This is a genomic window from Stenotrophomonas sp. YJH_SMC_32 (assembly GCF_059369975.1).
This window is the reverse complement of record NZ_JCAFTE010000005.1, coordinates 124072-148587: the sequence shown is the minus strand read 5'-3', so window position 1 is coordinate 148587 and position 24516 is coordinate 124072. Positions and strand designations below refer to the sequence as shown.

Genomic DNA, 24516 nt, shown 5'->3' with positions numbered 1-24516 from the left:
GTTCAAGGATAAAGGTTGTCGCTAGTCAGCAGGCCGCTGTCGAACTTACGAAAGAGTTCGGCAATAGATTCGGCGATGGGCTTGCCCTGGCTGATATCGAGATCGGCCAGATCGAATGAGACGATCTGGCCGGGTCTGAGCAAACGGAGATCGAGCGCAATGAGCGTCGATCCACCGTCCGTTCCAATGCCCATCAGGGAGTCGCCAAGATAACGACGGATCTGGTAGCTGCCGTTAAGCTGAATGATGCTGGCGATGGACCACAGGTCGACATAAGCATGAGGGAACACGCAGCGCCCACCGTTTGACCAACGCAGGAGCTGTATGAAGCCCTCTGGAATCGCTGCCTCGCTCCAATGTGCCTGTAAGCTGCGTAGATCGTCCGTATGCGCGCCTGTCTCGGGTAGCCACGGACTTTGGATGCATCGGATGAAGTAAGGCGTGCTTGGCTGATCTCGGTTGTCCACGAGAAGTCCCTGTAGTCAGCCTTACTACGATGCCGCGGCCCATCTTTCGCCGCAATGGGCATCTGCGACATGCGCAAAGATGTGCCGGGAATATGATCGCTTTCAGCGCGTGTCGACCAAGGTCGACACCTACCGGGGCTGAGTCATGGCAGGTGGATCCAGGCGGGTGTGGTAGTGCCGGCCGCTGGCCGGCATCCGCAATGGCGCAGGAGCGTGTCGACCAAGGTCGACACCTGCCAGGGCCCGGGCCTTCAGCCCACCTTCGACGGGCCCGTACGCCAGCGGCTGGGGACCAGGCCGAAGCGCTTGCGGAACGCGGCGGCGAAGTTGCTGGGGTGGCGGTAGCCGCTGGCGGCGGCAGCCTGCTCGACGGTCCATCCGTTTTCGCGCAGGCCCTGTTCGGCATGGCGCATGCGCTGCTCATGCAGGTAGTCGAACACCGAGCTTCCATATTGCTGGGCAAAATGGCGGCGCAAGGAGCTGGGGCTCATGCAGGCCAGCTGGGCCAGTTCGATCAGACTGTGGGCATGGCTGGGGTCGTCATGCAGATAGCTGCGCACTCGCTCCAGCCGCTCGCGCTGGCCGGCGCGCAGCGTGCGTATATGCTCGGTCTGCATATCCTCGGCCTGCAGGCCGACGGCCAACACCTGCAGGGCCACGCCTTCGCGCCACAGCGCATCGATGTCGTCCTGCCAGGGGCTGTCGAACAATTGCGCGAGCGTCGGCAGCAAGGCATGCGGAATGGCCCAGTGGCGGCACTGCAGAGGGGAATGAAGGACCCGTTGCAGTGCCGGCAGGCGCAGCATGTCCACGTCCAGATCGGCCGGTACGCTCAAGCTGACCCCGCGCAGGTGGCTGCCACCGGGATGCAGCCCGGCCATCGACACAGGTTCATGGTGGCTGGTGGTCATGCCTGTGCCGGCGCGCAGGGTGAACCCCTTGCGACGAGGAAACTGGACATCCACTTCGCCCTGAAGCATCAAGCGGATGGTCAGGCCGGCACCGTGCACAGCGGTGGCCGTGTAGGTGAACCGGTTGTGCACGTCCGAGGCGATCAGGCCCAGGCCACCGCGCAGTGACTGTTCGTGGACGTCGCCACGCCCTGCCCATTGGTCGTCGCGCAGTTCACTCCCTTCGATCCGGTAGTCGTAGCCATGGCGTTCGCCGAACTGGCGGTAATCAGCAAAAGTGAAATATCGGGACATCGCTCTGCGCAAACACAGGTTGAATTGAATGTGTCGAAGAATCTGGAAGCGTTTCCCATTGTCGCCGCGATTCGCGCGCTTTTGACTTCGATAAGGTCAAAACGATTGGCGATTACGGCCAAAGTGAAAATGCCGAAGAACATACGCCGGCGTTTTGCACGCATATCCGTACGTAGTTCCATACATAAACTGCGGTTGAGGTTTCATGGCTGGAACGATCTGGAGATGCGATGTCAGCCCGACCATCACGGGCGTGCGCGTAGGGTGGGTCGGTTGGCTGTTGCAGGCCACTTTGATACCCCCACCGATGGAGAATGGAGATGATTGATTACCAGTTGACCGGCAAGACCGCGATCGTGACCGGCGGCGTGTCGGGCATCGGCCTGGCCGTGGCCCAGACACTGGCCACATCCGGTGCCCGTATCTCGGTCTGGGACCTGAAGCAGGATGCGGTGGATGCCACCGTGGCGCAGTTGCGCAATTCGGGTGCACAGGCCATCGGCATCGCGCTGGACGTCACCGACGAGGCGGCGGTGGAGGCAGCGGTGCAGCGCACGATCAAGGAACTCGACGGCCTGCACGTTGCGGTCAACAATGCCGGCATCAGCGGGCCGGCGGCCAGCAGCGGCGACTATCCGATTGATGGCTGGCAGCGCGTGATCGATGTCAACCTCACCAGCGTGTTCCTGTGCCAGCGTGCGCAGATCCAGGCCATGCGCGCTGCAGGCACGGGCGGCAGCATCATCAACATGGCCTCGATCCTGGGCCAGGTGGGCTATGCCGGCTCCACCGCGTATGTGGCGGCCAAGCACGGCGTGGTCGGGCTGACCCAGACCGCAGCATGGGAACATGCGGCTGACGGCATCCGTGTCAACGCGGTGGGTCCGGGCTTCATCAGCACGCCACTGCTGGAGAAGATGGACCCGAAGGTGCGCGCCACGCTGGAAGGGCGGCACGCGTTGAAGCGGCTGGGTACGCCGCAGGAAGTGGCCGCGTTGGTAGCCTGGCTGGCCAGCGACGATGCCTCGTTCGCGACCGGCACGTACTACGCCATCGATGGTGGCTACCTGGCGCAATGAGCGAATGCGGTCAGTAGATCCACGCCATGCGTGGATGAAAGCGTGCGGTGAAGAAGGCGTGCCATCGCTTTCACCGCCGTCCCACGACCGCCGCGCGACGCTCCGGGAAAATTCCGGAGCTTTCCCATGGAACTTACCCAGGATGTCTCGATCCTGCTGCGCGTTGCCGCAGCGATGCTGTTCGGCGGCGTGCTCGGCGTCGAGCGCGAGATGGGCAAGCACGCCGCTGGCCTGCGTACGCACATGCTGATCGCAGGGGCCGCCGCGTTGATCGTCGGCCTCGGCGACTCGGTGGCCGAGCATTTCCAGCAGGAGCGTTACCGCGACCTGCTGCAGGTTGATCCGGTGCGCCTGATCGAAGCGGTGGTGGCCTGTGTCGGCTTCGTTGCCGCTGGCACCATCCTGCGTGGGTCACGCGAGGACCAGGTCAGCGGCCTGACCACGGCCAGCTCGCTGATCATGGCAGCGGCCATAGGGATTGCGGTGGGGATCAGCAAGTACGTGATCGCCATCGGGGTGAGCGTGCTGTGCGTGCTGGTGCTGGCGGTGATGCGGCGGTTGGAGAAGAAGATCTAAGGGGTTGAGGGAGTGGGATCAGAGTCCCTTCGGGGGGATCTGATCGTGATTCCAAGGCGGAGTTGAAGCAGTCAGGTCTGCTGCGAAGTGTTGCGCTGCAGGATGGCCAGTGCTCTGGCCAGCATCTGGTCAGGAACATCCGTCGTAGCGCCGTACAGATCTGCGATTCCCACTTCAACGCAGGAACAGATCAGGTCATTCAACTCCTCGTGCTTGTCTGTGGCGATCTGCCCCAACAGAGATGGCGGCAATGGATCGCCTCGACCCGCGATCTGAAGCTCTGAGCCTGCCTGATCCCAGTCTGGCAGGGCCATGGGTTCGCCCGAATCCGGATATGCGCGCAGGTGGGCGATGAGCGCATCCAAGCCTGCATGATTGAGAAGGTTCGCTTCAGCGTAGCCGGCCAGACAGTCAGCTGCCTGTTGCTGCATGGACTGCAGGTCGCGGGTGGGGGCGAGTGTCATTCGTGTACCAGACATTGGGCAGGATCCAGTGTGGTGGATGCGCGCCACGGTCTCAACCGTCTTAATGGTCGTACCAATAGTTCGTTCTAGCCCTATGGTCTAATAGGCTCTTCGCGCAATCGGCGGTTCAATCTGCGTCCAACGGTTCCATAAATCCATTATTGGTACGACCAATAATGCTGGAGCCCACGACCGCCCACCCCTGCGGTGTTGAACCCGTCCCCAGTCGAGAGTCTTCATGCAGCCCTGGCAACACCTGTACGACCCCGCCGGCAACCTGTGGTTGTCGAGCCTGATCGCGCTGCTGCCGATCGCGTTCTTCTTCGTTGCCCTGGCAGTGCTGCGCATGAAGGGCTGGCTGGCCGGCACGATCACCGTGGCCATCGCACTCGGCGTGGCCCTGCTGTTCTACCGCATGCCGGTGCCCCAGGCGCTGGGCGCGGCCGGCTTCGGTTTCGTCTACGGCCTGTGGCCCATCGCGTGGATCATCATCGGTGCGGTGTTCCTCTACAAAGTTTCGGTCAAGACCGGGCAGTTCGACATCATCCGGGCCTCGATCCTCTCGGTGACCGAAGATCAGCGCCTGCAGATGCTGATGGTCGGCTTCGCTTTTGGCGCCTTCCTGGAAGGGGCGGCCGGTTTCGGTGCGCCGGTGGCGATCACCGCAGCGTTGCTGGTCGGGCTGGGCTTCAAGCCGCTGTATGCCGCCGGCCTGTGCCTGATCGTCAACACCGCGCCGGTAGCGTTCGGCGCGATGGGCATTCCGATCATCGTGGCCGGGCAGGTCACCGGCCTGGACGCATTCGAGATCGGCCAGATGGCCGGCCGCCAGTTGCCGTTCCTGACCATCATCGTGCTGTTCTGGATCATGGCGATCATGGATGGTTGGCGCGGTATCAAGGAGACCTGGCCGGCGGTGCTGGTTGCGGGTGGTTCGTTCGCCATCGCGCAGTACCTGACCTCCAATTTCATCGGCCCGGAACTGCCGGACATCACCGCGTCGCTGGCGTCGCTGGTGTGCCTGACCCTGTTCCTGCGCCGCTGGAAGCCGGTGCGGATCTTTCGTTTCGACACCGAAACCAGCGCCGAGGCGGCCGCACAGGCACTGGAGGCACCGCGCCACAGCGTCGGCCAGATCGCCAGGGCATGGTCGCCGTTCCTGATCCTCACCGCGATGGTCACGCTGTGGAGCATCAAGCCGTTCAAGTCGCTGTTCGCGGCGGGCGGTCCGCTGGAAGGCTGGGTGCTGAAGATCCCAGTGCCGGGCCTGGACCAGCTGGTGCAGAAGATGCCACCGATCGTGGATGCGCCGCTGAGCTATGACGCCATCTACAAGTTCGACTGGTTCTCGGCCACCGGTACCTCGATCATCCTGGCCGGGGTGATTGCCATCATCGTGCTGCGCATGCCTGCACGTTCGGCGCTGCAGACCTTCGGCGAGACCGTGCGTGAGCTGCGCATGCCGATCTACTCGATTGGCATGGTGCTGGCGTTCGCCTTCATCGCCAACTACTCGGGACTGTCTGCCACGTTGGCCCTGGCACTGGCGCATACCGGCGACGCGTTCCCGTTCTTCTCACCGTTCCTGGGCTGGCTGGGCGTGTTCCTGACCGGTTCGGACACCTCGTCCAATGCCTTGTTCTCGGCACTGCAGGCCACCACCGCACAGCAGATCGGCGTGTCCGACGTGCTGCTGGTAGCGGCCAACACCACCGGCGGTGTCACCGGCAAGATGATCTCACCGCAGTCGATCGCCATTGCCTGCGCGGCGGTCGGCCTGGCCGGCAAGGAGTCGGATCTGTTCCGCTTCACGGTCAAGCACAGCCTGATCTTCACCACGATGGTCGGCCTGATCACCCTGGCCCAGGCTTACTGGCTGACCTGGATGATTCCCTGAGCCATGCGCGGCTGGCCGACCACCCGCTGCGCGCTTCGGGCCACAATGGCGCCATGAGCACGCAACGTATTTCGGACAAGGTGGCTGCGCAGCTGCGCGGCCTGGTGCAGGAACAACAGCTGCGGCCGGGCGACCGGCTGCCGGCCGAGCGCACCCTGGCGGTGCAGCTGGGGGTCTCGCGCACCGCGCTGCGCGAGGCCATCGCGCAGCTGGCCAGCCAGGGCCTGTTGACCGCACGGGTCGGTGGTGGCACCTACGTGGCCGAGCCTGCGGCACGCGCGCGGCAGGCGCTGGATGAACCGTTGGCGCCGTACCTGCCGCTGTTCCAGGGCGACCCGGAATACCGCTTCGACGTGCTGGAGATCCGCCACGCGCTGGAAGGTGCCACCGCCTGGCATGCGGCGCTGCGTGCCACCGACGAGGACCGCGCGCGCATCGCACAGGCCTTCCAGACCATGATGGACGCGCACGGCAAGGACGACCCCACTGGCGAGGCGGAGGCCGACGCGGCCTTCCACCTGTCCATCGCCGAGGCCTCGCACAACCTGGTGCTGCTGCAGGTGATGCGCGGGCTGTTCGAACTGCTGCAGACCAACATCTCGCAGAGCCGCGAAAAGCTCTACACCTCGGCGAGGACCTTCTCGCCGCTGTCCGACCAGCACCGCGAGATGATGGATGCGGTGCTGGCCGGCGACCCCGAACGCGCGCGCGCCGCCGCGCATGCCCACCTCGAGTTCGTGCACACCACGCTGCGCACCCTCGATGACAACGAAGCCCGGCGTGCGCGGGCCTCGCGCCTGCCTTCCCCCCACGGTTGACCCCATGATCATCTCCGCCTCCACCGATTACCGTGCTGCTGCCGAACGCCGGCTGCCGCCGTTCCTGTTCCACTACATCGATGGCGGCGCGTATGCCGAGCACACGCTGAAGCGCAACGTTTCCGACCTGTCCGACATCGCGCTGCGCCAGCGCATCCTGCGCAACATGTCCGACCTGAGCCTGGAAACCGAGCTGTTCGGCGAAAAACTGGCGATGCCGGTGGCGCTGGCGCCGGTCGGCCTGACCGGAATGTATGCGCGGCGCGGCGAGGTACAGGCGGCGCGCGCGGCCGACAGCCGCGGCATCCCGTTCACCCTGTCCACTGTATCGGTGTGCCCGATCGAGGAAGTCGCCCCGGCCATCCAGCGGCCGATGTGGTTCCAGCTGTATGTGCTGCGCGACCGCGGCTTCATGCGCAATGCGCTGGAGCGGGCACAGGCTGAGGGCGTGACCACGCTGGTGTTCACCGTGGACATGCCGGTGCCGGGTGCGCGCTACCGCGATGCACACTCCGGCATGAGCGGCCCGAACGCCTCGCTGCGCCGTATCGGCCAGGCCATCACCCATCCGCACTGGGCGTGGGACGTGGGCCTGTTCGGGCGCCCGCATGACCTGGGCAACATCTCCAACTACCGCGGCAACCCGACCGGGCTGGAGGACTACATCGGCTGGCTGGGCAGCAACTTCGATCCCTCCATTTCGTGGAAGGACCTGGAGTGGATCCGCGAATTCTGGAAGGGCCCGATGGTGATCAAGGGCATCCTCGACCCGGATGACGCGCGTGATGCGGTGAAGTTCGGTGCCGATGGCATCGTGGTCTCCAATCACGGTGGCCGCCAGCTGGACGGCGTGCTGTCCACCGCACGTGCGTTGCCGGCCATCGCCGATGCGGTGCAGGGCGACCTGAAGATCCTCGCCGATTCCGGCATCCGCACTGGCCTGGACGTGGTGCGCATGCTGGCGCTGGGGGCCGATACCGTGCTGCTGGGCCGCGCCTTCATCTATGCGCTGGCCGCGCAGGGCGAGGCCGGCGTGGCCAACCTGCTGGACCTGATCGCCAAGGAAATGCGCGTGGCGATGACGCTGACCGGTGCGCGCCGCATCGCCGACATCGGCCGCGACTCGCTGGTCAGCCTGCCATGAGCGGCCACGACGCCGTGCTGGCACAGTTGCGCGATGCGGTCGGCAATCGCCATGTAATGACCGGCGACAAGGCTACGCGCCGCTTCCGCCGCGGCTACCGTTTCGGCGATGGCCCAGTGCTGGCGGTGGTGCGCCCGGGGACGCTGCTGGAACTGTGGCGCGTGCTGCAGGCAGCGGTGCAGGGCGGCGCGGCGATCATCCTGCAGGCGGCCAACACCGGCCTGACCGGCGGCTCGACCCCGGACGGCGATGACTATGGCCGGCCGATCGTGCTGGTCAACACGCTGCGCCTGACCGGCATCCAGTTGTTGAACGAAGGCCGCCAGGTGCTGTGCCTGCCCGGTGCCACGCTGGACCGCCTGGAGCAGACGCTGGCCCCGCTGGGTCGCGAACCGCATTCGGTGATCGGCTCGTCCTGCATCGGTGCCTCGGTGCTGGGCGGCATCTGCAACAACTCCGGTGGCGCGCTGGTGCGACGTGGCCCAGCCTACACCGAGCTGGCGCTGTATGCGCAGGTCGATGCGCAGGGCCAGTTGCAGCTGGTCAACCATCTGGGCATCGCGCTGGGTGATACGCCCGAGCAGATCCTGCAGCGCCTGCAGGCCGGTGACTACACGGCCGCCGACGTGGGCGATGGCGACGGCCGTGCGGCTTCCGATCCACGCTATGCCGAGGAAGTACGCAAAGTCGGTGCCGATACTCCCGCACGCTTCAATGCGGATCCCAGCCGCCACTTCGAGGCAGCGGGATCTGCCGGCAAGCTGGCAGTGTTCGCGGTGCGCTTGGACACCTTCGAGAAGGAGGCTGCCGAGGTCTTCTATATCGGCAGCAATCGCACCGACAGCCTCACCGCGATCCGTCGCCAGCTGCTGACCGGCTTCGAGCGCCTGCCGATCGCGGGCGAGTACATTCACCGCGATGCCTATGACATCGGCGAGCGCTACGGCAAGGACAGCTTCCTGCTGATCGATCGCCTCGGTACCTCCCGTGTGCCCGCGGCGTTCGCATTGAAGAGCCGCGTCGATGGCTGGTTCGAACGGCTGGGCCTGCGCGGGGTGACCGACCGGGTGATGCAGGTGCTGACCGGCCTGCTGCCCTCGCACCTGCCAAAGCGCATGGGCGAGTTCCGGCAACGCTACGAGCATCACCTGTTGCTGAAGGTCTCTGCCCAGGACGCTGCGGAAACCGAGGCCTGGTTGCGCGGGTTCTTCGCCGGGCACGAAGGCGGCTATTTCCAATGCACGGCCGAGGAGGGACGCAAGGCGTTCCTGCATCGCTTCGCGGTGGCCGGTGCGGCAGTCCGCTATCGTGAAGTGCATCGTGAGCAGGTGCAGGACATCGTCGCGCTGGATATCGCATTGCGCCGCGACGATACGGATTGGTTCGAGCAGTTGCCGGCCGATATCGACGGCCGCCTGCTGCACAAACTGTACTACGGCCACTTCCTGTGCCACGTGTTCCACCAGGACTACATCGCGCGCAAGGGCGAAGACCCGGTGGCGATCGAGCATGCGATGTGGGCGCTGCTGGACCAGCGTGGCGCCGAGTATCCGGCCGAGCACAACGTCGGCCACCTGTACCCGGCCAAGCCGGCGCTGGCAGGTTTCTACCGGCAGCTGGACCCGAGCAATACCTTCAACCCGGGTATTGGCCAGACGTCGAAGGCGAAGGGGTGGGGCAGCTGCGATTGCAGTGGGCATTGAGGACGGACAGGGCAGTCGAGCATGGCTCGACGCTACAAGGGCGATGCCGGGCAGGTCCGCCGCCGTCCGGGTAACGGTTACCATCGGAATCCCAGCCACAGGAGCCGCCCATGCCTTCCATTCCCGTCCGCGCCGCCCTGTGCGCTGCATTGCTGGCGACCCCGCTGCTGGTGCTGGCGCAGTCTTCTATCCTGCCGCAGCAGCGCGATGCCGCCGGCAACGTGATGGAACCGCTGGGGCAGGTGCTGGAACAGGGCGGGCAGGGCGAAGTACGCACGCAGTACTGCACGCTTGATCGTGTCTGGTGCGTGCGTGTGCAACCGGTGGCCGAGGACGGTGATCGGCCAACGACGCTGGAAGTCTCTGAACGGGTGGCCGGCGAAAGCGAAGCGCATACCTACCACGTCAGCATCGACGTGTCGCAGGAAAGCGAGCTGTCGCTGTGGCCGTGGATCGTGCGCCTGGCTCCGGGTATCGGCAGCGATGAGCCGGTGACCGACCCGCAGCAGCGCGCCCACCAGAATGTGCTGGTAGGCGGCATCGTCAAGTTCAGCACCATGTACTCCGGTGGAAGTGCCGACGCGTCCACGCTGCAGTTGGCACGCGTGCGCCACCTGCAGGACGACATCCAGGTGGACGACGACGTGCTGACGGTGCCATGGCTGGGCAATGCGATGATCCGTGCGTGTTTCAGCGAGCAGGACATGAAGCAGCGCGCAGGTGCCTGCCACGACGAATACGGGTTCTCGGCCAGGCTCGGGCTGGATCCGGTGGCCGAGGGCATGCCGGTGCTGCGCTACCAGACGGTGGCAACCCGCTTTCCGGCGGGCGTTTCGCGTTTCGAGGATTCGCTGGCCAAGGGCCCGCTGAAGAAGAAGGACGTGCGCACCGAGCAGGACCCTGTGTGCAGCTACACGCGGCTGTTCCGCTTCGGGGAGGGGATGTTCCACCCCGACCAGGCGCTGCCGGACTGCGCGGGGTATACCGAACCCTGAGCCCTGGAGAGCCGAGCCATGCTCGACTCGGGTTCTCGCGTGGCCCGACCGCAGAGCAGCCGAGCATGGGCTCGGCTCTACAAAAACTGAGGCGGCGCTTACTCGCAACGGGTAGCGGTGATGATGTTGTCCTTGTCCACGTACACGCGCAGGCGATCCTGGCGGATGTCCTTCGTGGTGATGGTGCTGGGGCCGATCGGGTTGACCAGGCCGGCGCCGCTCTCGCTGGACAGGCGGCGGATGTTGGGTTCGTTGGCCGGCTGGCCGATTGCCCAGCCCAGCTGGCTGGCATCGCAGTGGCCGGTACCCTTGACCTGCGGGCCAGGGGTGCTGACGCAGGCCGACAGCAGCAGGGCCGACGCAGGCAGTAACAGGGACAGACGGAAGGCGGACATGCGAGCGCTCCTGCGCAGGGAAGATGGCGGAACGATAGCACCCGTCGCGCGAAAGGCGTCAGCACTCCGGTCATTGCCGGCACAGCGTGGTCATTGCATAGTGGGAGGGATGGCTGGCAGCACGCCAGCGGGCAGGCCGGGCCATTCCGGTGCAGGTGTTGGATACGCTATGACGGCAGGCAGTTTGCGCGACAAGCGCAGGGCGAGAAGAGTACTGGCAGTGTCGGTGCTGGGCGTGGCGTTTGCCGCCTCTGCCATCGAGCCGACGCCGGACGCCGCTGCGGAAGCGCCGGTGTTCGGTGCCTGGCGCAACCTGCAGACCGAGGCAGGCTACGCACCCGCCCAGCGCAACCTGGCGTTCGCGATGCTGCCGCAGGCCGCCACCCGCGGCGATCGATTCGCCATTGTCGATCGTGAGGGCAAGCGCGCGGTGTGCTGCCTGCAGGTGGCCAGCCCGTCGCTGGGCGTGGCCGCACTGCGCGAGCAATACCACCTGCCACAGGCCTGGGTGACCGACCTCAGCAATGGCCGCAGCCCGGCACGCCCCTACCTGCCGCACGTCTATGCGATGCAGCGCGTGGATGAACTGGCTGACTATGGTTTCACCGATGTGCCGGGGGCCTACAGCGACCTGGGGGGGCTGCTCATTCCCGAAGGTGCCGCGCTGGAGGCCGATGGCAGCGCCGTGCGCCTGGGTGATGACCGTTATCCCCTGCATTTCCAGCGCCAGCCGCACGCCGAAGATGATGGCGCACTGGACCGCTACACCCTGCAGGCGGGCGAGGGCGTGGCTCCGATCGTGGTTGAAGTGCCGTTCGGCACCTACTGATTGCAGCACCGCGCTGGCTAGAATGCAGTGCGGCGCCGCCTGCCGTGCCTGTTCCGTGAGTCGCCGCCGTGTCCCTGCGCTCGTTGCTGCTGTCGCCGCTGCTGCTGTTGTCCGCCTGTGCGAGCGCGCCGCCTCCGCCGCCCGTCCATTCCGATGCGCTGTGGCGCCTGATCGAGCGTGACTGCCAGGCAGCTGACGGCCCGCGCGGCAGCTGCCTGCGGGTGGAGACGGCGGCCGGCCGCCGTGACGTGCTGGTCAAGGATGCACACGGTGACTACCAGTTCCTGCTGATGCCGCTGGACAAGGTAAGTGGCATCGAGAGCCGCGGTCTTTACCAGCGTGGGGCGCCCAACTATTTCGCGGCCGCCTGGCAGGCGCGCGCGCACACCGAACAGGCCCTGGGCCAGCCATTACCGCGCAACGTAGCCAGCCTGGCGCTGAATTCACCGCACGGACGATCGCAGCACCAGTTGCATATCCATGTCGATTGCCTGCGCACGGACGTCCTGCAGGCCCTGGATGCACACGCCGGCGCCCTGGGGCCACGCTGGTCACCGTTGCCGGTGCTTCTGCGCGGGCATCAGTACCAGGCCTATCTGTTGCCCGGTGCGGAAATGACCGCCAATCCGCTCAACCTGCTGGCCTATGGCCTGAGCGGCGTAGGCGATGTGGGCCAGTGGAGCCTGGTGGTGGCCGGACGCGATGACGTGCAGGGTGGCCCCGGCTTCATCCTGCTGGCCACCCGCGTGGATGCCGCCAGCGGCAACGATGCCAGCGGCGAAGAACTGCAGGATCACGCCTGCACGGTGCTGACCGGCGCGGGTGCGGCACTGGAGCGGGTGCGCTAGCCGATCCGCTGCAGGTGGCTGCGCCACGCTGGCGCGGTAAGCGCCAGCAACTGGCGGTCATGCCATCCCTCGGCGTCCAGGTGGAAGTCGCGCAGGATGCCTTCACGCATGAAGCCCAGGGCCTGCAGTGCCTGGGCGAAAGGGGTGGTGCAACCCGGTGGCAGCAGTACGAAGATGCGATGCAGGCCGACATTGTCGAACAGGAACGGGCACAGCGCGCGCAGTGCGGCCTGTGGATGGGCGTTGCGGTGCTGCAGCGACTGCAGTTCTGCGCAGCGCGAATGCAGTGACTGCAGGCGGACATGCAGTTGGTCGTGCAGGATGCCCTGCGCGTCGTCGAACACGCCCAGTACCAGCAGATCGTTGTCTTCCTGTAGGCGTGAACGATGGACGCTGGCAAGGAAGCGGGCCTCTTCATCAATGCCGTAGGAAGGCCGTTGGCCGCGCTGGCGACGGTCGTCGAAGGTGCGCCAGCGCGGCAGATCGGTGCGCTGGAAGGAACGCAGGGTGATGGGCGTTGCCTGGAGGTGCAGCAGGTGGCGGCGCAGGACGGGGCGCAGCGGGGCGAGGTGAGTGTAGGTGGCGCGGTTGGTCATCCATGCACGATGCGTATCGGAAGCGCGCCAGACCATGCAATTCATTGCAAAAGTGTGGCGGTGCCGTGGGTCCGTCTGATTCGGTTCAGGCATAAGGCCATCAGGCCTGGTCATTTCCGTTGAAACCACCCATTCAGGACACTTTCGTTACGGGATCGTTATGTGCCCCACAGGCCGCTCCCGCTACCACCCGCCCAACTCCCCCCAGGAAGCCCATGTCCGCCTCCCCCAAGGCGCTGCGCCCGCGTCCGCTGGTGCTCGCACTGTCGTCCCTGATGCTGGTTTCGCTGCCGGCCTTCGCGCAGGAAAGCCCGCCCACCAAATTGCAGGAAGTGAAGGTCACCGGCTCGCGCATTCCCCGTGCCAGTGTCGAGGGGCCCTCGCCAGTGACGGTGATCAGCCGCGAGCAGATCGATGCGCAGGGCTACCGCAATGCCTTCGATGCGCTGAGCGCGCTGACCGAGAACACCGGCAACGTGCAGGGCGAGGACTTCGGCAATACCTTCACCCCGGCCGCCAACACCATCAACCTGCGCGGGCTGGGCCCGAACCGCACGCTGGTGCTGGTCAACGGCCGCCGCCAGGCCGACTACCCGCTGGCCTACGAGGGCTCGGTGAACGTGGTCAACCTCGCCAACATTCCCAGCGCCCTGATCGAGCGCATCGAGGTGCTCGCCGCGGGTGCGTCGGCGGTGTATGGCTCCGATGCCATCGCCGGCGTGGTCAACATCATCCTCAAGGACCGCTTTGAAGGCGTGGACGTGAACGTGCGCGCCGGCGGCACCCAGCAGGGCGGGGGTGACAACCAGCGCGCGCAGGTGGTCGGTGGCAGTTCCGGCGAGCGTTGGGATGCGCTGTTCGGCTTCGAGTTCGACGTGCGCAAGGCGATCCACGCGCGCCAACGCGACTTCATGGATTCACTGGACGATGATCCGGCCGGCAAGGCGCCGCAGGCGACCGCGATCGCCTATCGCCGCAATGCTGCCACCGGCCGCAACATCGATCCGGGCGTGAGCGGCTGCGACGCAGCGTCGGGCATTTATGGCGGCAGCGTGTTCCGTGCCAACAACCCGCGCCAGGGCTGGTACTGCGGCAGCAACGAGGCCGCCGCCAGCTACTGGACCGTGCAGACCCAGAAGCGCAACCTCAATGGCTATGGCCTGTTGACCTTCCACGTCAACGACACCACCGACCTGTTCGCCGATGTCGCCGTGGGCAGCGCGCGCATCTACAACAACACGCGCGCGCCGACCTGGACGTCCTCACGCAACTACTTCTACAACCAGAACAGCGGGAACCTGGAGAGCTGGTACCGCCGCTTCGCGCCGGAAGAAATCGGTGGCCTGCCGCGCAATGCCAATCGGTTCCTGGAGAACTCGTGGTCGTTCAACGTGGGCGCACGCGGCCAGATCGGCGACAGCGGCTGGGACTACGAGGCGGTCTACAGCCGGTCGCGCTACGAGAACCGAACCCGTCGCCCGGTGCTGCTGGCCGGCATCAACGAGTACCTGCTGGGCCCGAAGCTGGGCGTGCGCAATGGCGTGGAGGTCTATGCGCCGGACCCGGTGCGCCTGTTCAAGCCTTTGACTCCGAACGAGTATGCGGGCCTGTCCGACTATCAGGAAAGTCGCAACGCGGCGTGGCTGCAGACCTTCAGTGCCAGTGTCAATGGCCGCCTGTTCGCACTGCCGGGCGGCGATGCTGCGCTGGCCGCAGTGGTCGAGGCCGGCAGCCAGGGCTACCGCAACCGCCCGGACCCGCGGCTGGGCACCGGCGAGTTCTGGAACACCAGCGCCGGTATCGGTGCCGGCGGTGATCGCGATCGCTATGCGGCCGGCGTTGAACTGCAGTTGCCGTTGCTGCAATCGCTGACCACTACGCTGGCCGGCCGCTACGACCAGTACCGCGCAGGCGGCGAGCACATCGGCAAGGCGACCTGGAGCTTCGGCGTCGAGTTCCGCCCGATCGAGAGCCTGTTGATCCGCGGCTCTGCCGCGACCAGCTTCCGTGCGCCGGACATGAACTACGTGTTCGCCACCGAGACCCGCGGCTACAACCCGGGCATGACCGATTACTGGCGCTGCCGTACTGCAGGCCAGTCGTACGACAACTGCGACTACAACGGCCTGTCGATCGACTACAGCAACCGCGCCAACGCACAGTTGCAGCCGGAAACCGCAAAGTCGTACGGCTTCGGCGTGGTCTGGTCGCCGCTGTCCGGGCTGGATTTCAGCGCCGACTACTACGACATCCGCATCGACAACGAGGTGACCAGCCTCGATACCAGCCGTATCCTGCGTGACGAGGCCGATTGCCGCCTGGGCCGCACGCTGGGCGGCGAAGCGCGCGATATCGGTTCACCGCTGTGCCAGGACGCACTGTCGCGGGTGATCCGCAATCCGTCCAACGCCACGGTGCAGCCGGACCAGGTGACCCGCGTGCTGATCAATCCGATCAACGCGGCCTCCGAATCGGTGCGCGGCCTGGACCTGAAGGGCAACTGGCGTTTCGATGCCGGCCGCTATGGCCGCTTCACCACGCGCCTGGCCTACACCGTGGTGCTGGAGCACAAATACCGGCAGTTCTCCGATGATCCGGAGCGTGACATCCGCAATTCGCTGGATGATTACCAGTGGCGCAGCAAGGCTAACGGCAGCATCACCTGGAACCAGGGTGACTGGACCAGCACGCTGTGCGGCAATCGTTTCGGTTCACTGCCGAAGACCGATGGCAGTGGTCGCATCGCGCCGTACATGACCTACAACGCCAGCGTGTTCCGCCAGTTCGGCGAGAACCTGTCGGTGGGCGTGATCGTCAACAACCTGCGTGACAGCCGCCCGCCGGCAGACAGGAACGGGGGCGGCTGGCCGTTCTACCCGGTCGGCAACTACGACCCGTATGGCCGCCAATACTGGCTGCAGCTGGACTACCGGTTCCGCTGACCGGGCGGGCAGACAGAAGGCCCGGCAATGCCGGGCCTTCTGCTGTCTAGACACCGCGGTGATGGCGCGCGCGGTCGCCTAGGGCAGCGCCTGTTGCAGGTACGACTCGATGACGTAGCTGAAAGGCTGCTGCTGGCGGTCGCGCAACAAGGCACGCACCTCGAGGATCACGCCGTGATCGCCTTCGCCCCGCGGCGGCCAGAACGTCTGGTCAGCCAGGGTCTGGCGCTGGAAACCGAGCGGGCCGACCACGCGACCGAACGGTTCGTCGGTGCTGTCCAGCACCTGGTTCATGGCCGGGCTGAGGTGGCCAGGCAGGTACCAGTTGTCGGCCTCGGACAGCACGCGGCTGCCGCAGACCAGCTGTACGCGGCGATAGCGCAGTTCGGTACCCGGCGTCGCGCCCAGCGCCTGCAGAACGTCGGCGGGGGCAGGCTTGTCCTGGCCGTGCACGCGCACCGCGCGCACCCGGGCTTGTTCGGCCAGCCCATGTTCGGCGCACCAGTGTTCCAGCGTGGCGGTGGCGCTCTGCCCGGACAGCACGCGCTGGTGCAGGCGCTCGACCAGTGCAGCCGGTGCGATGCGCTGCTGGCCCGGCGGCGACTGCAGCGGTGCAGCGGCCGCAGCATCAGTGGCGGACAGGCTGGCGATCGGGGCGGCGGCAAGCAGGGATGCGGCCTGCCAGCGGCGGAGACGATCGTGGCGGTCGGACGGGCCCATGCGGCATCACAACGGAAACAGGCGCCCATGTTACCTGTTCAGGGGTGTGCACGGCGTGGCTGCGACCGGTTGTCGCAGGCGCAATCATCGTCCTGGTGAATGCGTGCCATCCAGATATTTCGTTGGTCGATGGGTGCAGCGGGGCGCACGATGGCGGCAGTCTTGGCATTCCGGGAGTTCCCGATGACCCTCCAGTTCGTCCATGGCGGTGTCGACCGCAACGGTGCGCCGCTGCATTTCCATATCCGTGATGGCCGCATCAGCGGCCTCAATGGCGAGGCCTCGCCGGCCGACGGGGCGGAATGCGTCGACCTGCAGGGCTTCGCGGTCCTGCCCGGGCTGGTCGACGGCCACATCCATCTGGACAAGAGTTTTGTCGGCGACCGCTGGCACCCGCATCAGCCGGTGAACAGCCTGCGTGAGCGGCTGGCGGTGGAGAAGGCCGCGGTAGCGGGTGCCGCGCCGATGGTGGACCGTGCCGAGGCATTGATCCGCCAGTGCAGCCGCTTCGGCACGGTGGCCATGCGCTGCCACGTCGACATCGACGGCAGCACGGGCCTGCGTCATCTCGAGGCGGTACGCGAAGCCTCGCTCCGCTGTGCCGGCCTCATGCGCATCCAGCTGGTAGCGTTCCCGCAGGCCGGGGTGATGTCCTGTCCGGGTACCGCCGCCGTGCTTGAGCAGGCCCTTGCAGCGGGCGTGGAGGTGCTGGGAGGCATCGACCCGACCACGCTGGATGGCGATGCCGAAGGCCAACTGGCACTGCTGTTCGGCCTGGCCGAGCGCTATGGCGTGCGCCTGGACATCCACCTGCACGAGCCCGGCGAAACCGGACTGGCCCAGTTGCTGCGCATTGCCGCGCGGACCCGGGCCGCTGGCCTGCAGGGGCGGGTGGCGGTCAGTCATGCCTACTCGCTGGGCGAAGTGCCGCTGGCGCGCGCGGTGCAGGTGGGCGAGGCGCTGGCGACGGCGGGTGTGGCGATCATGAGCAACGCGCCGGGGGATCATCCGTTCCCGCCGCTGCGTGCGCTCCATGATGCCGGCGTGCGCGTGTTCGCTGGCAATGACAACATCCGTGACTGCTGGTGGCCGTACGGCAACGGCGATCTGCTGCAGCGGGCGATGCTGCTGGGCTACCGCTCGGGCTTCTACACCGATGCCGACCTGATGCTGGCGCTGGACATGGTCACCACCCACGCCGCGCAGGTGATCGGGCTGCCGCAGCACGGCATTGCCGAAGGCCTGCCGGCCACCTTCGTGGCGGTGCGCGCCGATCACGGTCCGGCGGCCGTGGCCGCAGTGCCGGTGGAGCGACGCGTGGTGGTGGACGGCCGCTGGCTGTAGATCCAGGCCGCGCCAACCTCTGTAGCACCGAGCCATGCCCGGCGGCTTTCAGGCGTAATCGTCTGCGCGGGTGGCGACGAACTCTTCCAGCCACGCCAGCAGATGGGCGATGTCGATGACCTCGCCCTGCTCCACGCGCTTGAGCAGCAGGGTGCTGGCGCCGATCTGCAGGCTGCTGTCGGCATAGCGCAGCACCGCATCGATGCCCCAGGCATCGGTGACCTGCATCCAGGCCAGGCCCGGCACGCGCTGGGCCAGAATGTCACCGAACGCCACGCCCAGCGCTTCCCAGCCGCCGCAGTCGTCACGATCGATCAGTTCGGCATCGACCACGCACTGCAATGTGCTGGCGGCCAGCGGCCATCGCACCGGCAACGTCGGGAAGCTGGCGGCCACGCGTGAGGCGATCCGTGCACGCTGGTGCTGCAGGTGCGTCTGCAGGGCTGCAGGCAGGGGATCGAATCGGGTCGGGGGTTGGTCGGACATGGCGAGGCGCCGTGGAGCACGGAAGCAGGGGGCACTGTACGAGGCGATGATGCCCGCCGTGCGGCAAGATTGATCAGATATCGATGATCAATGCGCGAAAGGCATCCACGCATGGCGTGGATCTACCGTGGTCAATCCGGTTCGCGCTGCACCTGCCGCCACAGCTCGCTGGCCAGTGCGCGCACGGCATCATCGGCGTCCGCGCGATGCAGCAGGCCGATCTCGTAGTTGTCGATCACCGGCAGCCCGCGCTCGCCATCGATGATGCGGTGCTCGCGCGTGACCGCGCGGCGCGGCAGCAGGCTGATGCCGATGCCATCAGCCACCGCGCCCTGGATGCCACTCAGCGACGAACTGGTGAAGGCAATGCGCCAGCGCAGGCCCAACGCTTCCACGGCGTGGATCATCTCGTCGCGGTACAGCCCTCGCGGCGGGAAGGTGACCAGCGGCAGCGGGTCCTGCTGCAGGCAGCTGCTGCGCAGGCTGTCGATCCAGTGCATCGGCTCGTGCCGGCAATGCACCGCCTGGCGGCTGTTGCGGCGTTGCTTGACCAGCACCAGGTCCAGCTCGCCGTGGTCGAAGCCCTGGGCCAGGTCACGGCTCAGGCCGCTGCTGATCTCCAGCTTCACCTGCGGGTGGCGGCGGCTGAAGGCGGCCAGCATGCGGGTGGTCTGCGGGTTGACGAAGTCTTCGGGTACGCCGATGCGGACCGCAGTTTCCACCGTCGCGCCGGCCAGCGCCTGTGCCATTTCCTCGTTCAGGTCGAGCATGCGCCGCGCATAGCCGAGCAGGGTGTGGCCGGCGTCGGTGGGGTGTACATCGCGGTGGCCGCGCTCGAGCAGGCGATGCCCGGCCAGTTCCTCCAGCCGCCGTACCTTCTGGCTGACCGTGGACTGCGTCGAATGCAGGCGCGTGGCCGCCGTGGTGAAGCTGCCGCAGTCGGCCACCATCACCAGCGCCCGCAGCAGGTCCAGTTCGAACAGGGTTCTATTCGATTTGGCACTGTCTTGCATTTGAACATTTCACTTCTGGATACCCAGGCCGACTTCTACCATGCGGGGCAGGGGCCGGCAATGCGCGGCCCCTGCGACCATCGCCCTGCGGCGATGGAGAAAAGGAGACACCGTGATGCGCTTCCATTGCCCTGCTGGCTGGCCTGCACCGTTCACGCGCGTGCTGTTGTTGTGTCTGCTGGCCATGGTCACCCCTGCCTGCACTGCCACCTCCAGAGCCGACGCAGACGCGCGCCTGCGTGATGCCGCCAGCCGCGGCGACGCCGATGCGGTGCGACAGGCGATCGAGGATGGCGCCACGCTGGAGGCGCACGATGGCCAGGGCCGCACGGCGCTGCTGCTGGCCACGCAGGGCAACAACGTGGACGCCGCGCGCGAACTGATCGAGGCCGGGGCGGACGTCAATGCCAAGGATGCGCTGCAGGACAGTGCCTACCTGTATGCCGGCGCGCGCGGCCTGGATGAGATCCTGGCGATGACCCTGGCGCACGGCGCCGATCTGCGCAGCACCAACCGCTATGGGGGCACTGCGTTGATTCCGGCCGCCGAGCGCGGCCACGTCAGCACCGTGCGCATGCTGCTGCGTGCAGGTGTGGCGGTGGACCACGTCAACCGCCTGCACTGGACCGCGCTGCTGGAAGCGATCCTGCTCGGAGACGGTGGTGAACGCCATGTGCAGATCGTGCAGCTGCTGCTGGAGGCCGGTGCCGACCCGGAGCTGGCCGATGGCGATGGCGTAACGCCACTGGCGCACGCGCGCCAGCGTGGCTATGCCGGCATTGAAACCCTGCTGCGCCAGCACGGCGCGGCGCGCTGAACCGCTACTCCTTCCACCCGCACGCTGGCCGTGCCTACCAGGATGCTGTCCATCATGTTCCGTTCCCGCCCGTTGTCCCTTGCCATCCTTCTTGCGGTGGCGCCGCTGTCGGTATCTGCTGCCGAGCGCGCCGACCTGCTGATCCGCAATGCCATCGTGGTCGACGTCGAGCACGCCAGCACGCGGGCCGGGCAGAGCGTGGTGATCCGCGGCGAGGACATCGTCGCGGTGGGCCCGGACGCGCAGCTGCGCAGCCAGTGGAGCGCGGCCCGCCAGATCGATGCCAAGGGCAAATACCTGATCCCGGGCCTGTGGGACATGCATGTGCACTTCGGTGGTGGCCCGGCGCTGATCGAAGAGAACAAGGCACTGTTGCCGCTGTACATCGCGCACGGCATCACCACCGTGCGTGACTGCTCGGGCGACCTGCCCGAGCAGGTGCTGCAGTGGCGTGGCGAGATCGCCAGGGGCACGCTGTTCGGCCCGCGCCTGCTCAGTTCCGGCGCGAAGATCGAAGGCATCAAGCCGGTCTGGAAGGGCACGATCGAAGTGGGCAGCGAGGCCGACGTCGACAAGGCGATCACCCGACTGCAGCACGACAGGGTCGACTTCGTGAAGATCACCGACAGCACGCTGAAGCCGGATCTGTTCCTGTATTCGGCCAGCGCAGCGCGCAAGGCCGGCTTCAAGGCCTCGGGCCACATTCCGATGGCGCTGACGGTGGAGCAGGCGGTCGATGCCGGCCTGGCCTCGATCGAGCACCTGGACTACGCATTCAAGGCCGGCAGCAAGGACGAAGCGAAGATCGCCGCCGACTTGGGCGCCGGCCGCATCGACCGCGCGGAAGCCAATCGCCGCCTCGACGCCAGCTTCGACCGTGACACCGCGATGCACGCCTACCGTGATTTCGCCAAGCGCGGCGTATTCGTGACCCCGACCCTCAACGGTGGCCGTATCCTCGATTTCCTGGACCAGGATGACCACGCCAACGATCCGTACCTGGCCTACATCGGCCCGGGCCTGCGCGCGACCTACCAGTGGCGCGTGGACCGCGCCGCGAAGGCGACGCCGGCACAGATCGAGGCGCGCCACGCGCAGTACCACCAGGTGGCGGCCGTGCTGCGGTTGCTGCAGGAGGCGGGCGTGACGATCATTGCCGGCACCGATGCGGGCTTCCTCAACTCGTTCAACTTCCCGGGCATCGCCCTGCACCAGGAACTGCAGCTGTTCGTGAAGGAGGGCCTGAGCGCGCCGCAGGCGCTGTCGGCCGCAACCCGTTCCGGCCCGGCCTGGTTTGGCCAGATGGACCGTTACGGTGATGTCGCGCGGGGCAAGGCCGCCGACCTGGTGCTGCTGACCGCCAACCCGCTGCAGGACATCGCCGCCACCGAGAAGATCGACAGCGTGATCCTGCGCGGCAACGTGTATGACCGCGCCGCGCTGGACAAGATGCTGGCCGACACCAAGGCCAAGGTCGCGGCGTGGAATGCCGAGGCTGAGAAGGCGCAATGATCGACAGGGTCGGATCCCTTCTCAACGGGAAGGGCTCTGACCCTGTGGTCTTGAACGAAATCCACGCCATGCGTGGATGATGGGGCCGGTGACCTAACGCGGTGCCGGCCGCATGCCGTGCAGCTGCGGCAGTGCGGCCTTCATCGCATCGATGAAGGCGCGCAGCCGTGGCGGCTGCTGGCGCGCGGCAGGAAACACGACGTGTACCGGCAGTGCCGGTGCCTGCCAGTCCGGCAGCAGCTGCACCAGCCGCCCTTGTGCGAGGTCGTCGGCCACCAGCCAGGCCGAGACCACCGCTGCGCCCAGCCCGGCGCGTGCAGCCTGCTGTACCACGAACAGGTTGTCGCTGAGCAGGCGCGGGCTGATTGACAGCGTATGCGCCCGGCCCTGCGCATCATGCAGCAGCAGGCGTTCGCGGTAGTAGGTGACCAGCGAGATCCACGGCAGTGACTGTGCCTGTTCCGGCGTACTGACCGCCGTGGCGTCCACCAGCGAGGGCGCTGCCACGACGATGCGCGGCACTTCGGCGAGCGGCAGTGCAACCATGCGCGGTTCGTCGACAGGGCCCACCCGCACCGCGCAGTCGATGCCTTCTGCGATGAAATCCGGGCGACGATCTTCAAGGATCCACTCCAGGCTCAGCTGCGGGTGCTGGGCGAGGAATGCGAGCATGGTCGGCAGCAGCTGCGCCTGGCCAAAGGCGTGCGGCACCATCACCCGCAGGCGTCCGCGCAGCGTTTCCGGTTCGCCGTTCAGCTCGGCCTGCAGCGACTCCCATTCGTCGACCACGCGCTGCGCATGACGCTGGCAGCGCAGGCCGTCCTCGGTCAGTTGCAGGCCATGGGTGGAGCGCTGCAGCAGGCGCAGGCCGAGCTGCCGCTCCAGTGCCTGCAGGCGTCGGCTGACCGTCGGCTGGGTGGTGCCCAGCTGCAGGGCCGCAGCAGACAGGCTGCCGGCATCGACGATGCGCAGGAAGGTGCGCAGCAGATCCAGGCGATCAGCGCCGGTGGCGAGGTCATTCATGCGTGTGGCGTATGAAATATATGTGCCAGAGCCTACTACAGACGTTTGGCGAATACAGGCAGGATACGCCCACTTCCTCTACGGGGCTCCCCCATGTCTACCCCCTCGCTGTCTGTTGCGGCCGCACCGGCGACCGTGCCTTCCGCCCCATTGGTGCTGGCAATGGCGGCCGGTGCCGGCTTCTCGGTCGCGTCGCTGTATTACAGCCAGCCCATGCTGGGCCTGATCGCCCAGGACCTTGGCGCCGGTGAGCGCGCCGCCGGCCTGGTGCCAACCTTGACCCAGCTCGGCTACGCACTGGGTATCCTGCTGCTGGCACCGCTGGGCGATCGCTTCGACCGCCGCCGTCTGATCCTGTTGAAGTCCGCGCTGCTGGCGCTGGCACTGGGCGCCGCCGCGATGGCCGGGCACCTGCCGGGCCTGCTGATGGCCAGCCTGCTGGTCGGGCTGATGGCAACGCTGGCGCAGGACATCGTTCCCGCCGCTGCGGTGCTGGCACCGGATGCGCAGCGCGGCCAGATCGTCGGCCGGGTGATGACCGGCCTGCTGCTCGGCATCCTGTTGTCGCGGGTGGTCAGTGGCGTGGTGGCTGAAGCGTGGGGCTGGCGCACGCAGTTCGTGCTGGCGGCGGTATCCGTGGCGGCGATGGGCGCGGTGATGGCGCGTGCACTGCCGCGTTTCGCGCCGACCAGCACGCTGCGCTATCCGGCGTTGCTGGGTTCGTTGCTGGCGTTGTGGCGCGAGCAGCCGCAGCTGCGCCGTGCGGTGGCCAGCCAGTCGCTGCTGGCCGTGGGATTCAGCGCGTTCTGGTCGACCCTGGCGCTGATGCTGCATGCACGTCTGGGCCTCGGCAGTGCGGCGGCGGGTGCGTTCGGTATCGCCGGTGCGGCCGGTGCATTGGCCGCGCCGTTTGCCGGCCGTTTCGCTGATCGACTGGGGTGCCATGCGGTGGCACGGCTGGCGATTGCGGTGGCGCTGCTGGGCTTCGGCCTGCTGCTGGCCGAAGCCTGGTTGCCGGCCGCCGCGCTGTTGCCGTTGCTGGTGGTGAGTGCGCTGCTGTTCGACTTCGGCTTCCAGTCGGCGCTGGTGGCGCACCAGACCCTGGTCTACGGGCTGGTGCCGCCGGCACGCAGCCGGCTCAATGCGCTGTTGTTCACCGGCATGTTCATCGGCATGGCCGCCGGTGGTGCGCTGGGCAGCCTGGCGCTGGCGCAGTGGGGGTGGCACGGCGTGGCCTGGCTGGCGGTGGTGTGTGCGGGGGGCAGCCTGGCACTGCGTTTGAAGTAGGGGGTTGTTCGGCAGGGCTTGCAGCCCTGCACCTGCTGGAGGCAACAGCAACAGCAACAGCAACAGCGGGGTTCCTGTAGGGAGGCGGGGTGGGTCCGGTTGCGGGGGACGCCGTGAATCCCCAGTCCGGCCCAGCCGCTGGCGGCTGGGCGTTCGGGCGCTTGCGAAGCAATGCTTCGCAAGCGAAGCGCCCTCACCCATGGGGGCTCGGTCGCGCCATCCATGGCGCTCACTGATCTGGCCCCCCGCAACCGGCCCCCCCCGCCTTCTGTTTGAATGGCTCTTGGGGTCAGATCCGTTTTCCGGAGGAAAACGGATCTGACCCCAGATTGATTTCGATATCTGAGAGAAGTGTC

Annotated in this window: 23 protein-coding genes; 14 read left to right on the top strand and 9 right to left on the bottom strand. The window is 66.7% G+C overall.

Features of this window, described 5'->3' with window-relative positions:
• Positions 1–2: 2 nt before the first annotated feature.
• Both AC5P7S_RS09725 and AC5P7S_RS09720 read right to left on the bottom strand, forming a co-directional pair.
• Entirely contained in the window at positions 3–467 is a 465-nt protein-coding gene (locus AC5P7S_RS09725) for an SMI1/KNR4 family protein (protein ID WP_134956073.1), read from the bottom strand.
• 251 nt (positions 468–718) lie between these two features.
• Positions 719–1672: a helix-turn-helix transcriptional regulator gene (locus AC5P7S_RS09720; RefSeq protein WP_053499560.1), complete on the bottom strand. Its 954-nt coding sequence runs from the start codon at positions 1670–1672 to the stop codon at positions 719–721.
• A 320-nt stretch (positions 1673–1992) separates the two neighbouring features.
• Here AC5P7S_RS09720 and AC5P7S_RS09715 point away from each other — a divergent pair, with 320 nt between their 5' ends.
• Positions 1993–2751 (top strand): SDR family NAD(P)-dependent oxidoreductase, encoded by a 759-nt coding sequence (locus AC5P7S_RS09715; protein ID WP_095377141.1) that lies wholly within the window; start codon positions 1993–1995, stop codon positions 2749–2751.
• A 126-nt stretch (positions 2752–2877) separates the two neighbouring features.
• The gene (locus AC5P7S_RS09710; protein ID WP_049422814.1) at positions 2878–3327 is read left to right on the top strand and encodes an MgtC/SapB family protein; all 450 of its coding nucleotides are present in this window, start codon (positions 2878–2880) and stop codon (positions 3325–3327) included.
• 71 nt (positions 3328–3398) lie between these two features.
• Here the strand turns inward: AC5P7S_RS09710 and AC5P7S_RS09705 are convergent, their stop codons facing one another.
• Complete coding sequence (locus tag AC5P7S_RS09705; protein WP_049422813.1) at positions 3399–3791, bottom strand: hypothetical protein; 393 nt, start codon at positions 3789–3791, stop codon at positions 3399–3401.
• 238 nt (positions 3792–4029) lie between these two features.
• Here AC5P7S_RS09705 and lldP point away from each other — a divergent pair, with 238 nt between their 5' ends.
• The 5 genes from lldP to AC5P7S_RS09680 all read left to right on the top strand — a co-directional run bounded on the left by lldP (position 4030) and on the right by AC5P7S_RS09680 (position 10348).
• Positions 4030–5688, top strand: coding sequence for an L-lactate permease (gene lldP, locus AC5P7S_RS09700; protein ID WP_095377140.1), 1659 nt, complete (start codon positions 4030–4032; stop codon positions 5686–5688).
• A 53-nt stretch (positions 5689–5741) separates the two neighbouring features.
• Complete coding sequence (gene lldR, locus AC5P7S_RS09695) at positions 5742–6506, top strand: transcriptional regulator LldR (RefSeq protein ID WP_005417039.1); 765 nt, start codon at positions 5742–5744, stop codon at positions 6504–6506.
• A 4-nt stretch (positions 6507–6510) separates the two neighbouring features.
• Positions 6511–7650 carry an FMN-dependent L-lactate dehydrogenase LldD gene (lldD, locus tag AC5P7S_RS09690; RefSeq protein WP_095377139.1) on the top strand — a complete coding sequence of 380 codons (1140 nt, stop codon included), beginning with the start codon at positions 6511–6513 and terminating at the stop codon, positions 7648–7650.
• Positions 7647–9353, top strand: a complete 1707-nt coding sequence (gene dld / locus AC5P7S_RS09685; protein ID WP_095377138.1) for a D-lactate dehydrogenase — start codon at positions 7647–7649, stop codon at positions 9351–9353. The genes lldD and dld overlap by 4 nt, the downstream gene beginning before the upstream one ends.
• 110 nt (positions 9354–9463) lie before the next feature.
• On the top strand, positions 9464–10348 hold the full coding sequence (locus AC5P7S_RS09680) for a hypothetical protein (RefSeq protein ID WP_095377137.1): 885 nt from the start codon (positions 9464–9466) through the stop codon (positions 10346–10348).
• Between the two features lie 98 nt (positions 10349–10446).
• Here AC5P7S_RS09680 and AC5P7S_RS09675 read toward each other — a convergent pair whose 3' ends face one another.
• Positions 10447–10743 (bottom strand): hypothetical protein, encoded by a 297-nt coding sequence (locus tag AC5P7S_RS09675; protein ID WP_005417035.1) that lies wholly within the window; start codon positions 10741–10743, stop codon positions 10447–10449.
• A 169-nt stretch (positions 10744–10912) separates the two neighbouring features.
• Here AC5P7S_RS09675 and AC5P7S_RS09670 point away from each other — a divergent pair, with 169 nt between their 5' ends.
• Together AC5P7S_RS09670 and AC5P7S_RS09665 are read left to right on the top strand one after the other, a co-directional pair.
• Complete coding sequence (locus AC5P7S_RS09670) at positions 10913–11572, top strand: hypothetical protein (protein WP_032954259.1); 660 nt, start codon at positions 10913–10915, stop codon at positions 11570–11572.
• A 68-nt stretch (positions 11573–11640) separates the two neighbouring features.
• Positions 11641–12420 (top strand): CDP-diacylglycerol diphosphatase, encoded by a 780-nt coding sequence (locus tag AC5P7S_RS09665; protein WP_095377136.1) that lies wholly within the window; start codon positions 11641–11643, stop codon positions 12418–12420.
• Here AC5P7S_RS09665 and AC5P7S_RS09660 read toward each other — a convergent pair.
• A complete protein-coding gene (locus AC5P7S_RS09660; RefSeq protein ID WP_065185742.1) occupies positions 12417–13052 on the bottom strand; it encodes a GNAT family N-acetyltransferase in 636 nt (211 codons plus the stop codon). The two genes, AC5P7S_RS09665 and AC5P7S_RS09660, sit on opposite strands and share 4 nt — an antisense overlap.
• 179 nt (positions 13053–13231) lie before the next feature.
• On the opposite strand from AC5P7S_RS09660, the gene AC5P7S_RS09655 reads away from it, so the two are divergent.
• Positions 13232–15958 carry a TonB-dependent receptor plug domain-containing protein gene (locus tag AC5P7S_RS09655; RefSeq protein WP_495213625.1) on the top strand — a complete coding sequence of 909 codons (2727 nt, stop codon included), beginning with the start codon at positions 13232–13234 and terminating at the stop codon, positions 15956–15958.
• Positions 15959–16036: 78 nt separating this feature from the next.
• Here the strand turns inward: AC5P7S_RS09655 and AC5P7S_RS09650 are convergent, their stop codons facing one another.
• A complete protein-coding gene (locus tag AC5P7S_RS09650; RefSeq protein WP_005417028.1) occupies positions 16037–16678 on the bottom strand; it encodes a hypothetical protein in 642 nt (213 codons plus the stop codon).
• Between the two features lie 183 nt (positions 16679–16861).
• On the opposite strand from AC5P7S_RS09650, the gene AC5P7S_RS09645 reads away from it, so the two are divergent.
• The gene (locus AC5P7S_RS09645) at positions 16862–18022 is read left to right on the top strand and encodes an amidohydrolase family protein (protein ID WP_005417027.1); all 1161 of its coding nucleotides are present in this window, start codon (positions 16862–16864) and stop codon (positions 18020–18022) included.
• 48 nt (positions 18023–18070) lie between these two features.
• On the opposite strand, the gene AC5P7S_RS09640 is transcribed toward AC5P7S_RS09645, so the two are convergent.
• Together AC5P7S_RS09640 and AC5P7S_RS09635 are read right to left on the bottom strand one after the other, a co-directional pair.
• Positions 18071–18508 (bottom strand): DUF3806 domain-containing protein, encoded by a 438-nt coding sequence (locus tag AC5P7S_RS09640; RefSeq protein ID WP_095377134.1) that lies wholly within the window; start codon positions 18506–18508, stop codon positions 18071–18073.
• Between the two features lie 131 nt (positions 18509–18639).
• Entirely contained in the window at positions 18640–19521 is an 882-nt protein-coding gene (locus AC5P7S_RS09635; RefSeq protein WP_065185739.1) for a LysR substrate-binding domain-containing protein, read from the bottom strand.
• A gap of 115 nt (positions 19522–19636) precedes the next feature.
• Here AC5P7S_RS09635 and AC5P7S_RS09630 point away from each other — a divergent pair, with 115 nt between their 5' ends.
• Positions 19637–20338 (top strand): ankyrin repeat domain-containing protein, encoded by a 702-nt coding sequence (locus AC5P7S_RS09630; RefSeq protein ID WP_065185738.1) that lies wholly within the window; start codon positions 19637–19639, stop codon positions 20336–20338.
• 54 nt (positions 20339–20392) lie between these two features.
• A complete protein-coding gene (locus AC5P7S_RS09625; RefSeq protein WP_095377214.1) occupies positions 20393–21850 on the top strand; it encodes an amidohydrolase family protein in 1458 nt (485 codons plus the stop codon).
• 93 nt (positions 21851–21943) lie between these two features.
• Here the strand turns inward: AC5P7S_RS09625 and AC5P7S_RS09620 are convergent, their stop codons facing one another.
• On the bottom strand, positions 21944–22873 hold the full coding sequence (locus AC5P7S_RS09620; RefSeq protein ID WP_005417015.1) for a LysR family transcriptional regulator: 930 nt from the start codon (positions 22871–22873) through the stop codon (positions 21944–21946).
• 93 nt (positions 22874–22966) lie between these two features.
• Here AC5P7S_RS09620 and AC5P7S_RS09615 point away from each other — a divergent pair, with 93 nt between their 5' ends.
• The gene (locus AC5P7S_RS09615; RefSeq protein ID WP_095377133.1) at positions 22967–24160 is read left to right on the top strand and encodes an MFS transporter; all 1194 of its coding nucleotides are present in this window, start codon (positions 22967–22969) and stop codon (positions 24158–24160) included.
• Positions 24161–24516 lie beyond the last annotated feature (356 nt).

What these genes read in the sequence shown, in the direction of transcription:
- AC5P7S_RS09615 (WP_095377133.1), top strand. Translation starts at nt 22,967, where the DNA reads ATGTCTACCCCCTCGCTGTCTGTTGCGGCCGCACCGGCGACCGTGCCT.
- AC5P7S_RS09650 (WP_005417028.1), bottom strand. Translation starts at nt 16,678, where the DNA reads ATGGGCCCGTCCGACCGCCACGATCGTCTCCGCCGCTGGCAGGCCGCA.
- lldP (WP_095377140.1), top strand. Translation starts at nt 4,030, where the DNA reads ATGCAGCCCTGGCAACACCTGTACGACCCCGCCGGCAACCTGTGGTTG.
- AC5P7S_RS09715 (WP_095377141.1), top strand. Translation starts at nt 1,993, where the DNA reads ATGATTGATTACCAGTTGACCGGCAAGACCGCGATCGTGACCGGCGGC.
- lldR (WP_005417039.1), top strand. Translation starts at nt 5,742, where the DNA reads ATGAGCACGCAACGTATTTCGGACAAGGTGGCTGCGCAGCTGCGCGGC.
- AC5P7S_RS09655 (WP_495213625.1), top strand. Translation starts at nt 13,232, where the DNA reads ATGTCCGCCTCCCCCAAGGCGCTGCGCCCGCGTCCGCTGGTGCTCGCA.
- lldD (WP_095377139.1), top strand. Translation starts at nt 6,511, where the DNA reads ATGATCATCTCCGCCTCCACCGATTACCGTGCTGCTGCCGAACGCCGG.
- AC5P7S_RS09620 (WP_005417015.1), bottom strand. Translation starts at nt 22,873, where the DNA reads ATGAATGACCTCGCCACCGGCGCTGATCGCCTGGATCTGCTGCGCACC.
- AC5P7S_RS09630 (WP_065185738.1), top strand. Translation starts at nt 19,637, where the DNA reads ATGCGCTTCCATTGCCCTGCTGGCTGGCCTGCACCGTTCACGCGCGTG.
- AC5P7S_RS09680 (WP_095377137.1), top strand. Translation starts at nt 9,464, where the DNA reads ATGCCTTCCATTCCCGTCCGCGCCGCCCTGTGCGCTGCATTGCTGGCG.
- AC5P7S_RS09670 (WP_032954259.1), top strand. Translation starts at nt 10,913, where the DNA reads ATGACGGCAGGCAGTTTGCGCGACAAGCGCAGGGCGAGAAGAGTACTG.
- AC5P7S_RS09640 (WP_095377134.1), bottom strand. Translation starts at nt 18,508, where the DNA reads ATGTCCGACCAACCCCCGACCCGATTCGATCCCCTGCCTGCAGCCCTG.
- dld (WP_095377138.1), top strand. Translation starts at nt 7,647, where the DNA reads ATGAGCGGCCACGACGCCGTGCTGGCACAGTTGCGCGATGCGGTCGGC.
- AC5P7S_RS09705 (WP_049422813.1), bottom strand. Translation starts at nt 3,791, where the DNA reads ATGACACTCGCCCCCACCCGCGACCTGCAGTCCATGCAGCAACAGGCA.
- AC5P7S_RS09660 (WP_065185742.1), bottom strand. Translation starts at nt 13,052, where the DNA reads ATGGTCTGGCGCGCTTCCGATACGCATCGTGCATGGATGACCAACCGC.
- AC5P7S_RS09625 (WP_095377214.1), top strand. Translation starts at nt 20,393, where the DNA reads ATGTTCCGTTCCCGCCCGTTGTCCCTTGCCATCCTTCTTGCGGTGGCG.
- AC5P7S_RS09645 (WP_005417027.1), top strand. Translation starts at nt 16,862, where the DNA reads ATGACCCTCCAGTTCGTCCATGGCGGTGTCGACCGCAACGGTGCGCCG.
- AC5P7S_RS09710 (WP_049422814.1), top strand. Translation starts at nt 2,878, where the DNA reads ATGGAACTTACCCAGGATGTCTCGATCCTGCTGCGCGTTGCCGCAGCG.
- AC5P7S_RS09635 (WP_065185739.1), bottom strand. Translation starts at nt 19,521, where the DNA reads ATGCAAGACAGTGCCAAATCGAATAGAACCCTGTTCGAACTGGACCTG.
- AC5P7S_RS09720 (WP_053499560.1), bottom strand. Translation starts at nt 1,672, where the DNA reads ATGTCCCGATATTTCACTTTTGCTGATTACCGCCAGTTCGGCGAACGC.
- AC5P7S_RS09675 (WP_005417035.1), bottom strand. Translation starts at nt 10,743, where the DNA reads ATGTCCGCCTTCCGTCTGTCCCTGTTACTGCCTGCGTCGGCCCTGCTG.